This is a genomic window from Treponema sp. (assembly GCF_024696245.1).
In the GTDB taxonomy this organism is placed as follows: Bacteria; Spirochaetota; Spirochaetia; order Treponematales; family Treponemataceae; genus Treponema_D.
Window position 1 is genome coordinate 103,427 of record NZ_JAILGZ010000006.1, and the last position, 11,855, is coordinate 115,281.

At 40.0% G+C, this 11,855-nt stretch carries 9 protein-coding genes; 3 read left to right on the top strand and 6 right to left on the bottom strand.

What is annotated here, in order from left to right; all coding sequences use genetic code 11:
- Nucleotides 1-26: 26 nt before the first annotated feature.
- Nucleotides 27-719: a DUF2259 domain-containing protein gene (locus K6D58_RS00595; RefSeq protein WP_296826487.1), complete on the bottom strand. Its 693-nt coding sequence runs from the start codon at nucleotides 717-719 to the stop codon at nucleotides 27-29.
- Nucleotides 720-856: 137 nt separating this feature from the next.
- On the opposite strand from K6D58_RS00595, the gene K6D58_RS00600 reads away from it, so the two are divergent.
- The gene (locus K6D58_RS00600) at nucleotides 857-1,705 is read left to right on the top strand and encodes a hypothetical protein (RefSeq protein WP_296826489.1); all 849 of its coding nucleotides are present in this window, start codon (nucleotides 857-859) and stop codon (nucleotides 1,703-1,705) included.
- Nucleotides 1,706-1,711: 6 nt separating this feature from the next.
- On the opposite strand, the gene K6D58_RS00605 is transcribed toward K6D58_RS00600, so the two are convergent.
- Together K6D58_RS00605 and flcA are read right to left on the bottom strand one after the other, a co-directional pair.
- Entirely contained in the window at nucleotides 1,712-2,341 is a 630-nt protein-coding gene (locus tag K6D58_RS00605; protein ID WP_296826491.1) for a diacylglycerol/polyprenol kinase family protein, read from the bottom strand.
- A complete protein-coding gene (gene flcA, locus K6D58_RS00610) occupies nucleotides 2,338-6,345 on the bottom strand; it encodes a periplasmic flagellar collar protein FlcA (RefSeq protein WP_296826493.1) in 4,008 nt (1,335 codons plus the stop codon). The genes K6D58_RS00605 and flcA overlap by 4 nt, the downstream gene beginning before the upstream one ends.
- Before the next feature lie 120 nt (nucleotides 6,346-6,465).
- On the opposite strand from flcA, the gene K6D58_RS00615 reads away from it, so the two are divergent.
- Nucleotides 6,466-7,176 (top strand): glycogen-binding domain-containing protein, encoded by a 711-nt coding sequence (locus K6D58_RS00615; protein WP_296826495.1) that lies wholly within the window; start codon nucleotides 6,466-6,468, stop codon nucleotides 7,174-7,176.
- A 136-nt stretch (nucleotides 7,177-7,312) separates the two neighbouring features.
- Here the strand turns inward: K6D58_RS00615 and ffh are convergent, their stop codons facing one another.
- The 3 genes from ffh to K6D58_RS00630 all read right to left on the bottom strand — a co-directional run bounded on the left by ffh (nucleotide 7,313) and on the right by K6D58_RS00630 (nucleotide 10,554).
- Nucleotides 7,313-8,692, bottom strand: a complete 1,380-nt coding sequence (gene ffh / locus K6D58_RS00620; RefSeq protein WP_296826497.1) for a signal recognition particle protein — start codon at nucleotides 8,690-8,692, stop codon at nucleotides 7,313-7,315.
- A gap of 33 nt (nucleotides 8,693-8,725) precedes the next feature.
- Nucleotides 8,726-9,787, bottom strand: coding sequence for an NAD(P)H-dependent glycerol-3-phosphate dehydrogenase (locus tag K6D58_RS00625; protein WP_296826499.1), 1,062 nt, complete (start codon nucleotides 9,785-9,787; stop codon nucleotides 8,726-8,728).
- Between the two features lie 77 nt (nucleotides 9,788-9,864).
- On the bottom strand, nucleotides 9,865-10,554 hold the full coding sequence (locus tag K6D58_RS00630) for a tRNA-uridine aminocarboxypropyltransferase (RefSeq protein ID WP_296826500.1): 690 nt from the start codon (nucleotides 10,552-10,554) through the stop codon (nucleotides 9,865-9,867).
- Nucleotides 10,555-10,729: 175 nt separating this feature from the next.
- Between K6D58_RS00630 and K6D58_RS00635 the strand changes: the two genes are divergently transcribed.
- Nucleotides 10,730-11,855, top strand: a 1,126-nt coding sequence (locus K6D58_RS00635) for a CobW family GTP-binding protein (protein ID WP_296826502.1), incomplete at its 3' end; no start/stop codon positions are given.

The window sequence follows — 11,855 nt, forward strand, 5'->3', positions numbered from 1 at the left end:
TTCTGAATTTTTTATTCAGACATATTCTAGAACTTCAGGGTCTCTACCATGTAACGGATTGATGTGCCTTTGTCGTCTTCCAGAGTCTTCTGAACAACAATAACAAGACTCTTTTTGTCTTTGCTGGTAAAGATCCTGTCTATAAGGTAAGAAGTGATTCCTTTTCTTTTAAGGTCCGGGGTTCCCACCTTCCACTGATTAAGAGTATTTCCGTCCTTGTCTGTCATTGTAACATTGATGTAATACTTGGAGCGGACATTTTTACCCTTTCCCTCATATTCCGGAATCAGTTTAATTTTGTAAATTACTTCAACACCACTGTCAAAATTTCTGAATACAATTTCATCAGTAGGTCCTTTGTTTTCTGCTTCCCTCAGGTATAAGAGTTCTGCAGCATTTGCAGGTTTTGCATTGTATTTGCATCTCTTCCACAGGGTTTTATTCATAAGGGAATTAAAGGCCTGTTTACCGGATGCATCTTTTGAAAGATCCTTTGGATTTGTTTTGTATACTTCATTTTTAACATAGTTGTTTTTTTCTACATCAACAGTGTAAATTTCTGCCCAACCCTGAAAGTCTTTATCTGTTTTTCCGTACTGTGCAAAAATATAGGTTTTTCCGTCTTCAGAAAATCCAAGGTCTTCATAAACAGCTGCATCTCCGGCATATACCGTTAAAGAAATCATGGCAGCTGCTGCAATCATCAAAAATCTTTTCATGTCCTCTGCCTCCCGAAAAGGTCTCTATTTACTTATCGGAATATAAAAAAATGACTTTATACTTTTATTTGCAGGGATTAAGGCTTTATTTAAGGCATTTTTTAAGCATTGCTTTAAGTCTTTACTAAAAGGTTTTCATGTTTTATCTTTATATTATGACCCTTAATTCAAGAAACCGAATATTAATTTTTATAAATGTTATTACAATCTTATTCTTTTTATCCAATGTTTTATTTTATATTTTTTATGCCGCCAGGAATCTTATAACTTTTCCTGAAGGTGATATAGTAAGAAATGTCTATATTTTCAGCTTTGACAGATTTACAAGTCCGGATATTACACCAACATGCCTTTCCATTCTTGTCTTTTCCTTTTCTGCCGCTATAGAAAGTTTTCTTCTTTTAAGGATTTTTGAAAAGACTCAGGCTCTTGAAGTAGTTTTCTTTATTGTATTTATTATTGCTATTTTTATGGAACAGCAGAGGCTTTATCTTGCTTCCATGCCTGATATTCAGGGAAACCGTTTTTCCCTTGAAGTTATAACAAGACTTACAGTTTCCAGCAGAATCCTTGCTCCTTTAAGCCTTCTTTTTTCTACTGTCTTTAATGAATGGGACCAGAGGCAGAATATCCTCAGGAATGTTTTGATTCTTGTCCTTATTTCTACAATCATGGGAGTTTTTTATCCCCTTAATACAGAAATCCGTACTTCCATACTTACTTTAGGCTGGGGATTTTCTCCAATTCTTTCTGCAGTAAGGGTAATACTTGTTCTTGCTTCCCTTACAGTTCCTGCCTGGAATGCCTTCAGTAAGGGCTCTTCTGATTATATCAGGGTAATGATTGGACTTTTAATTTTAAGCACCGGTTATTTTATTCTCTGCGGAAGTGACAACTATATTTCCTTTATTTCCGGTTCAGCATTTTTTGCTTTTGGAAATGTCTTTTACATGAGCGCTCTTCACAATCTTTATAAGTGGAGATAAAAAGAATTATAAAACAGAAAAGAGTCCTGCCAGAAGAATTGGAATAAGTATGTTGTCCATGTCTTTTATAGGCATAACTTCTATAAGCATTCCTGCACCTGCAATTACAAGGGCTCTTCCTGCTCCAGCAATTCCGTAAATCTGACATACAGCAGCACAGCTTATATATATGGCAGTAAAGCAGGAAAGGCTGCCTGCAACAGTTTTTCCTTCTGTAAATGGAATTGTTACCCTTCCAAAAAGCTTACCGCAAAGACTTGCAAGTCCGTCTCCAAAAGAAAGGGCCAGTATTCCTACAGCGGCACTTACAGGATCAAAGAGCAGGGCAGTAATAATAATTCCCGTACACAGGGTAACAGGTCCCTTTACAAATTTGTTTTCATCCCTTTTTCTTGCAGCTGCATTTGTTATTTCCGTAATAAGTGGAACGGTGTGTCCTTTAAGCCTCAGGAATTCACAAACACTGTAAAAGATTACTGCGGAACACAGAAGAATTAAGACAGGCCAGTAAGCTGCCTTAAGGAGAAAAGGAATCGTTGCACTGCACAGATGAATTGACTTGCGGAATATTTCCTTGGTAATAAGATTTATTCTTTGTCTGGAAACAATACCGTCAAGCCGTCTTCTGAAAATCATTTAATCTCCGTTTCTGTTGTAAGGGTACGTGGTATTTCTGTATAGATTTCAGGTTCGTAAACTGCATAATCATTAATAAGATACTTAATGTTCTGTTCAGCAAGGTTTGAACCTTCCATCCTTATCATAGTCTTCTGATTTCTTGTAAGGGAATCCCATGCCCTGAGACTTTCCTGGAAGTTAACGATAGCCTGACCGTTAAGTTCAGAGTCTCCGGTTTGAGATGCAGTTCTTGAAAGTATTACACCAAGATTGTTGGTAGCCTTCATATAAGTATCTGCAATATCATTCTGGTCATCTCTTGTCTGAGGGAAAAGTTCTCCCCACTTCATTCTCTGGGCATTCAAAAGCTTAATAAGTCTTTCGTAATATCCCTTTGCAACATAGTAGTCTGAATTCTGTGCAAGAGTATTTGCAAGGGCAAGAAGAAGATGAGTATCATCAGCATTTGTTTCGTGACTCTTTATAAATGAACCTAAAGCTTCCGGATACTTCTGTTTTGAGTAATTGATATAACCAATCTTGTACCTTACTTCTGAATTGTCATATTTATTATCTACTGCAGAAACATAATTTGTAAGGGCAGTGTCATAATCCTGGGCAATAAAGTAATTAAGGTCTGCATAGTCAGCGTAAAGGTGTCCTATGTTTTCCGTGCTTTCAAAATTGCTGGAGCGATGTTCATTTTCATAAATATCGATTCCCTTTGCATATTTTTCTTCTGCAATCTGGAAGTCACGCTGAAGGACGTACTGTTCACCAAGAAGACGGTAATTGTCTATGTATTTATATGTATCCCTCTTATTGCGCCTCTTCTGTTTTTCAAAAGCCTTTTCTGCATGAGTAAGTATACCTGTAGCTGCTGTTTCGTTTTTAGTAGCAACAAAGTAACGGCCGTAATTGTAAAGGGCAATCGGGTTGCTTTCATCTGCATCAACAGCCTTTTCAAGAAGACCGCGGAGATTATCGATATAGCCCCTGAGGCTTTCTTCTGCAGGCTTAAGCTTTCCGTATCTTTTATCAAGAAGGTAGCCGCTGAGTTCAGTAAGGTCTCTGGAACCTAAAGCCTTGTCGTGATGCTTATTTGAGAAGTGTTCCTTATATTCCAGTACTGTATGAAGGTCATCAGTTCGGATGTAATAGCGCATCTTTCTTTTTTCACAGTCGTCTGTAGCACCGTGGAAGTATTCGTAGCGGTTATACTGTTCAAGGGCATTATCATACTGGGCAGGGTCTTTTTCTGTTGCCCAGTCAAGATAGGTATCTCCCAAAAGAAGAATTGCATCCTTGTCATTTATATTGTAAACAAGTACATCTTTTTTAAGGATACGTTCTGCTTCTTCATAGTTGTACAGGTCTTCCAGTTCCATTTCTGCCCACTGAATGCCGGCGTTTTTGTCATGGTCGTAGCGCTGGAGGATTGCATTGTACATCATTCTGGCCCTGTCATACTGCCTGTGCTTTCTGTAAGCCTGAGCATAGGTAAAGAACCAGTCCTTGTCCGGATTATATACAAGAGCCTGATTGAATCTGTCTTCAGAAAGCGGATACTGTTCTTCATTAATAAGTGCCAGACCCTGTCTGTAAAGGGTCCATGCCTTTACAGGTTTATAAATAAAGGTATTTGTAAGTACAAAGATACAGAAGATAAGTATGGCAGCTGCTGTACTTATAATTGCCCCAGGAATGATTCTGTTTTTAAGCTGATATTCCAGGGACTGCTTGTAGGCTGCATATTCTGCTGCACTGCGGTGTTCAAAATCTCTTGGTACATCAAGATGAATGTCCATCATCTTTTCAAGTTCAGCAGCAAGGGTTCTTGCAGGAACTTTGCGAAGTACCTTTTCAAGTATTTCAAATACTGCGTCATCAGTAAATTCGTTTTTAACAACCAGGTCTTCCAGGGCAATCCTTACGTTAAGAGGATAGCTGGCAAGATTCTTCTGGAATTTCTGATATTCAGCATCTGTAAATGAGTTTTTAGGTTTACCGGATTCATCTTCTTCCGGAGTAGCAGGATGGATTTCCCTTGGTTTCTTTGACAGGTCAGCAGTTACTGTGTCAGAAAAGCCCGGAATGTTAAAGATGTCATCATCGCTTTCTGTTGTAGTTACATTGCCCAGTTCAAAGTCAGAAGGCATTCCTGTGTTTTCTTCGTTGGAAAAGTCCAGGCCTTCCATTGCAGAAGTATCAAAGGTTTCTGCAGGTGAATCATCTTCATCTGGAACTGTGTCTGTTTCATCAGGAGGGGCAACAGGTCTTCCGTCAAAGCCACCTTCATAGTTTGTTACAGTAAAATCATCACCACTGCCGGAAGAGAACATGTCTCCTATATCAGGCGGTGTAGTACTGTCATCAGCAAGTTTATTTGGTGTAAGGTCTTCTCCCTGACTGTCCCCTGCAGGCATATCAAAGTCAGGAAGGGAAGTGCCGGAATCTGATATGTCGTTAAAGTCTGGAAGTGAAAAATCATCAGCTGCCATTCCACCGGTCTGATCTGAAGGAGTATCAGAAGCTGCATCAGAAGTTTCTTTTTCTGAACTTCCTTCTTCAAAAGCTGCTGAATCCTGGGACATATCCGGTAAGTCTGACATATCAGGAAGATCACTCATATCCGGTAAGTCAGATGTGTCAGGGGTACTTGTATTTACAGGGCTTTCAGGAATTTCTGCATATTCACTTGGAAGTCCTTCATTCATGTTTATGGCATCAGAAAGATCTGCCTGTGGTTTTTCTTCAAGGTCGAATTCAGAAAAAGGATTGTTTTCGTCTGCAGCAAAATCCTGGTTTTCTTCTGCTTTATTTTCTCCGGTTTCAGGGCTTTCACTTATGTCCGTAATATCAGGTATGTCAGAAAGGCCTGTTGTGTCTGTAGTGTCAGGGATATCTGAGAAATCAGGAAGGTCTCCCATATCAGGAATATCCGGGCTTGCTGCTGTATCTGAAGCTTCCGGAATATTTGCAGAAGCATCACTTTCTGAAAAATCAGGAATATCTCCCATGTCAGGAATATCACCAGAGTCAGAAGGGGCTTCACTGTCAGAAAGAGGAGCTGAATTTTCTGCTTCCAGATCAAAGTTTTCAAAAAGGGCAGCAGTTTCTGCATTTGAAACAGCATTTGAATCTGCTCCCGTATCATCAAGGTCAAAGCTTTCAAAAGCTGAAGTGTCAAAGTCACTGGCTGGGGATGGAATACTGTCATCTGCCTGTTCAGGGGCTGCTGTTTCTCTGGTATTTTCTTCTGCAGGAATTGCTTCTGCTTCTGGAATTGCTTCTGGAATTGCTTCTGGAATTGCTTCTGCTTCAGGAATTTCTTCTGCAAGTCCCAGATCTTCCAGTTCAGGAAGTTCTTCCATTGCTCCCAGCTCATCATCTGCAGCCGTATTATTCGCTGAGTTCCCAAGGATTGAATCCAGGAGGGCATCTGTTTCTTCATCGCTGTCAGGAACACTGGCAGGAGCAGATGTAGGTCTTAAAGGTTTAGCCGGTCTGGCAGGCTTTTTTGCCTTAGGAAGAGGGGCTGGCTCTGGTTCCGGTTTTGCTCTTGGTGCAAGAAGGGCATCCAGGTCTAAGTCTTCGATTGGTATTTCTTTAGGCGGTTCCGGTTCCTTTGGAGGTTCCGGCTCTTCAAATTCACTTAAGTCCAGGTCTCCAAAATCAAGATCTGCAGAAGGCCCGATAATGTCAGACATATCAGGAGCAGAGGGTTCACTGGATTTTGTTTCTGCAGGTGAATCGGATTCTTCTTTTTCGTCCCCTAAAAAGTCAGAAAAGTCATTTGCTTCTTTTTCCAGTTCTGCAGCTGCGGCATCTGCCTGAGCCTGGTCTTCTTCAGAAAGTACAGGAAGACCAAATTTAAAGTCTTCTGAGTCATCGGTATCTTCGATTGTACGTGGAATAGGTACAGTTACAGCTTTTTCACTGCGGGCTGCACGAATTTTGACTTCGTCTCCGAGATTTAATAAGTCTGAGTTTAACTTCTGAAGCTGGCTTAATCCTGGCATTTCTTTATGATTATACTCCGCAAAAGGGCTTTTTTTCAATGTGCATAAAGCCCGTTATATTACTTATCGGAATGCTATTTTTTTTTTAAATACTTATGTTCAGTTTCCGACAATAAAAGTATGAGAAAGCATATTGCAGTTTTAACTATGTTTTTTGCACTGGCAGCTGTCTCTTTTGCCAGTTCAGATGAAGAAAAGTGGAATTATTCAATACTTGTGTCTCAGATTGACAGTGTTCAGGAACCCTATCTGTCAGGAAACAGCGTAATTTTTACAGCCAGGGAAGATGCCCGCCATGTAGGAATTGCCCTGGATTACGAAAACTTTTCCCAGATTCATTCATTTTCCAAAAAAGTAATGAAGGATGAGTTTAATAACGTAACCAGCAGCTTTTACTTTTACGTTCTGGAACTGCCAAAAAATGTTCAGGAATTTAAATACCGCCTTGTAATTGACGGTTTATGGACTATGGACCCCCTTAATTCAAATTCAGTCTTTGATCCGGACTCAAACCTTATGCTTTCTGTGTTTGATGCAGGCAGGGAAATACCTGAAATTACGGAAGAAAAGGCTTCCGGTACCGTCAGGTTTGTTTATAAGGGTGAATCCGGCCGTCATATACGTCTTGGGGGCAGTTTTACCAACTGGGACAGCTGGATTTATGAGCTTAAGGAAGTAAGTCCCGGTCTTTATCAGCTGGATCTGGCTCTTCCCCCTGGAACCTACCAGTACTGCTACTATTCAGGAATTAAATCTTTTGTAGATAAAACCAATCCTGAACGCTGCTACAGTAATGAGGGTAAGGAAGCATCCCTTCTTGTGGTAAAATAGTCCGATAAAGGAATTTTTACTTTAGATTTATAAAAATGATGCACCGGTAAATATAAAAAGGGCAGGAATGAAGACTTTTTCAGGATAAGCTTCATTTCTGCCCTTATTTTTTACAGGCTTTTATTTTACGCCTTTATTAGAAGTGAAAGCCCTTTGGAAGCTGCATGTTTCCAAGCTGGCTTAAATCCATACCGCTCATCTGCTGCATCATTTTTGCCTGCATTCCACGGTTTCTTGTAAGCTTTTTCATTGTAAGCTTTGTTTTTTCAAACTGCTTGATAAGCTTGTTTACTTCCTGAACAGAAGTACCGCTTCCTTTTGCAATACGTTTTCTTCTTGAAGGTCCGATAATCAGGTGATTAAGGCGTTCCTTATAAGTCATACTCTGAATAATGGCTTTCTGGTGCTTTATTCCTGCCTTATCAATCATGCTTTCATCAAAATTGCTCATTCCAGGAAGCATCTGTACGATTTTAGATACGCTTCCCATTTTTTCTACTGATTCAAACTGTTCAAGCATGTCCTGCAGGGTAAATTCATTGCGGGCCATCTTTTTCTGCATTTTAATTGCAGCTTCCTGGTCCACTGTTTCCTGTGCCTTTTCAACAAGGGAAACGATATCACCCATGCCAAGGATTCTGCTGGCGATACGGTCCGGATGGAACTGTTCAAAGTCGTCAGTTTTTTCACCTGTACCAATAAAGAGGATAGGCTTTCCGGTAATTGTTTTAAGTGAAAGGGCAGCACCACCTCTTGCGTCAGAGTCAAATTTGGTAAGAATAACACCTGTAATACCCAGCTGTTCATCAAAGCTCTTTGCAATATCTACAGCATTCTGACCAGTCATTGAATCAGCAACAAGAATTGTTTCAGAAGGAGAAGTCTTTTTCTTGATTTCTACAAGTTCCTTCATCATGTCTTCATCAATCTGAAGACGACCGGCTGTATCTACAATTACTGTATCGAGACCGTTCTTTTTTGCATAATCAATGGCATTTTTTGCAACTTTTACGGCATCCTTAGCTCCGTCTTCCTTATAAACAGGAACATCGATCTTCTGTCCGAGAACGCAAAGCTGTTCAATAGCTGCCGGACGAACAAGGTCACATGCTGCAAGGAGTGGTTTTCTTCCTTCTTTCTTAAGACGGGCTGCAAGTTTATGAGCTGCTGTAGTTTTACCGGCACCCTGAAGACCAAGGAAAAGTATAACGCTCTGGGTATCCGGTCCCTTTAAGTTAAGGTCAGTTTTTGTATCTCCCAGCATGGAAACAATCCTGTCATGGATTATTTTTACAAACTGCTGGCCTGGATCTACGGCTTTAAGTACTTTTTCACCTTTGGCTTCTTCTATTGTTGCATTAACAAAGCGACGTACAACACGAAGGTTTACGTCTGCCTCAAGAAGGGCCATTTTAATCTGTTCTACGGTATCCTCAATGTTTTTCTCAGTAATCTTTGAGTTTCCGCTCAGTGTTTTTACTATAGAACTGAATGTTCCGGTGATTTTTTCAAGCATTTTGCGATTTCCTTAAGTCGTTATTTTTTACTGTTAGTATTTTTTACCGTTTACAAGGTCTTTAAGGCACTGTTCCGGTGTCTTTTCCTTGTTAAGTACTTCATAAAGGGCATTACAGATAGGAAGTTTAAGGTTCTTCTTTTCTGCAATCTGATGTACGTACTTGCAGGCAATTGCACCTTCAGGAAGATATCCAACCTTTTTAATGTTGGCAATAAGATCGTCCAGATTAGAGAAACGTTCCATCATGTCGGTTTTAATAAGATCCTGTCCGAATTTTCTGTTACGGCCGAATTTAGACTTACAGGTAACGTCCAGGTCTCCTACACCGCTTATTGAAGTAAATGTAGCAGCATGAGTAGCACCCATGGCAAAACCAATCTGCTGGATTTCGTTAAGGCCTGCTGCCATAAGGAGACTTTCTGTATTGTCTCCGAAGATTTCTGAAGTTTCTGCAAGGGCATCCATACTTCCGTATACAACTGCAATTACGTTCTTTACGGCTGCACATACCTGAACACCGATTGTATCAAAAGAAGCGTAAGCCATAAGACCAGGAACTGCCCTGAGCATGTCGCGAACTTTAATTGCATTACGGTGATGGTTACTTGCTGCGATAAGGCCGGTAATCTTACCTAAAGCAACTTCTTCTGCGTGGCTTGGACCTGCAATGTAAACAGTACAGTCCCTGTAACACTGTGGAAGGGCTGCTTCCATTGTTTCAAGTACAAAATGAGGAATGTCATCTGAAGGAACAAAACCTTTTGTAATTGAAGCGATAATTGTCTTACCGTCCTGAATGTTCTTAACGTCTGTAAAGCGGCTGATTGTAGAAGCAAGGTAAAGTGAAGGTGTTGCAAGAATAAGTACATCTTTATCTTCTGCAACTTTTTTTATGTCCTGACAGCATGTAACACTGTCATTCAGTTTATATCCTGCAAGATAGCGCTTGTTTTCGTGTTCTTTGTTAATCGATTCTACTACATCATCTTCCATTGCCCACAACTGAACTTTGTGTCCGCCTTCTGCAAGGGCTGTTCCTAATGCCGTTCCCCATGCTCCGGCTCCAATGATTCCGACTGAAAGAGTATCCATCTTTTACCTCGAATATAAGTTATAAATTCTATGATACTTTACTGATGAAGAAGTTTCAATATTGAACTTGAACTTAGCTATTCCTTAAGAAAATCAGGAATTTCCTTCTTTTTTGTGTAGTACATGTCATAGGCATGTGTTCCAGGGAGCCCTGATTCAATTCTTTCGTTTTCTTTTTCAAGCTGAAACTGAATCATTTTCTTAAAGACTGTAAGAAGGGGTTCAGGGTCTGCTTCTGCTGGTGCAAGCTGGTTTTCCTGAAGTTCCTTAATCAGGTAGTAGCAGGATTCTATGGTAGATATGCAGTATTCCGAAGGTTCATGCTTAAAGGTAAAAATGCTTTTGTATTTTCCGTAAAAAGAAAATTTTGGAAGGCTGCTTACATTGGTACTGTAACGTAACATTTTTTTTGAACAGAACCAGGTTGAATCTATAATGATTACAAGAAGTTTTTTATCAGTAAGGTTTTCCTTTAATGAAGGACTTGAAGCTGTATGGGCATCTTCTCCCGGATAAAGAAGAACAGGGTAGTAAGCCGGGTCTTTCAGGAGACTGCAGAGCCTTTCGTTTTTAGTAAAGTCAATTCCGGTAATAATTTCGCTGTCCGGCAGGCAGAGGGATGCAAGTCTTCCTGTTCCCGTTCTCTGGCGCCTGGCTTCTTTTGGATGCATGAGGAATACAAATTTTACATTGCAATTAACCGGGGCTGTGTACTTGCAGTAGCAGCTGGATTTAGGCCTGAAACATTTATAGCATATCTCTCTCATGGGGCAGAATATACCACATAAAGCCCCCTTTTTTGAAGTAGTCATGCAAAATCTTTCTATATATATGTGTTTCTCCAGGAATTTCTATGTGTACAATTTTTATTATTTTTAGTATTTTATTAGGCGAAGACTGTCCTTTATGGACTCTCATATTGAATTATATAAGAGGCATTTTATGGCAAAAAAATTAACACCAATTACACTTTTGTGCGGTTATCTTGGTGCCGGAAAAACAACTTTAATGAACAAGGTTCTTACAAACCAGCAGGGTTATAAGGTTGCTGTTATCGTAAACGATATCGGTGAAGTTAATGTTGATGCAAAACTTATTGCAGACGGAGCAAAAATTACTGATACAAGTTCAATTGTTCCTCTTACAAACGGCTGTATCTGCTGTACCCTTAAGAGTCAGCTTTCTCAGAATATAGAAAACATTATTAAAAGCGGTAAGTTTGATTACATTATGATTGAAGCTTCCGGTGTTTGTGAACCTATGCCAATTGCTCAGGAACTCCAGACTATTAGAAATGGTGTTGTTGATAATGTTGTAGGTGTTGTTGATGCAGCCCGTCTTGTAGATGAATTTGCCGGTGGAGACAAGCTTCTTCATAAAGACGATATTGGAGAAGAAGATATTGAAAGTCTTCTTGTTCAGCAGATTGAATTCTGTTCAACCCTTATTATCAATAAGAAAGACCTTGTATCTGAAGATGAATTTAAAAAGGTACGCAAGGTTATTGAAGTCCTTCACCCTGGAGTAAAGGTTATTGAAACTTCTCATGGAGATGTTCCTGTAGCAGAAATCCTTTCAACAGGAAGCTTTGATTTTGATGAAGTATACTCTTCTGCCGGCTGGTGTAAAAAACTTTCAGAAGATGAAGACCATGATGAAGATGAACATGAACATCATCATCACGAAGACCATGACGAAGATGAACATGAACATGAACATCACCACGATGATCATGACGAAGATCATGACCATGACCATAATCCGGCTCATGGAGAAGAAGGTCACCATTGTGATGAACACTGTCACCACCACCATCATCATCATGAACACCGCCACGAAGGAGAAAGTGAAGATGAATACGGAATCGGTACTTTTATCTACATGCGCAGAAAGCCTTTTGACCGCGTAAAACTTGATGAATTTGCAAATAAATGGCCAAGAAACATTATCCGCTGTAAGGGACTTATGTGGTTTGGTGATGAACCTGAAATGGCATGGGTATTTGAAACTTCCGGCCGTCAGATTCAGGCTGGTTATTCAGGACAGTGGATTGCTGCCTGTCCTAAAG

Coding starts and splice junctions, on each gene's coding strand:
- K6D58_RS00615 (WP_296826495.1), top strand. CDS start 6,466: ATGAGAAAGCATATTGCAGTTTTAACTATGTTTTTTGCACTGGCAGCT.
- flcA (WP_296826493.1), bottom strand. CDS start 6,345: ATGCCAGGATTAAGCCAGCTTCAGAAGTTAAACTCAGACTTATTAAAT.
- K6D58_RS00595 (WP_296826487.1), bottom strand. CDS start 719: ATGAAAAGATTTTTGATGATTGCAGCAGCTGCCATGATTTCTTTAACG.
- K6D58_RS00630 (WP_296826500.1), bottom strand. CDS start 10,554: ATGAGAGAGATATGCTATAAATGTTTCAGGCCTAAATCCAGCTGCTAC.
- K6D58_RS00600 (WP_296826489.1), top strand. CDS start 857: ATGTTTTATCTTTATATTATGACCCTTAATTCAAGAAACCGAATATTA.
- ffh (WP_296826497.1), bottom strand. CDS start 8,692: ATGCTTGAAAAAATCACCGGAACATTCAGTTCTATAGTAAAAACACTG.
- K6D58_RS00625 (WP_296826499.1), bottom strand. CDS start 9,787: ATGGATACTCTTTCAGTCGGAATCATTGGAGCCGGAGCATGGGGAACG.
- K6D58_RS00605 (WP_296826491.1), bottom strand. CDS start 2,341: ATGATTTTCAGAAGACGGCTTGACGGTATTGTTTCCAGACAAAGAATA.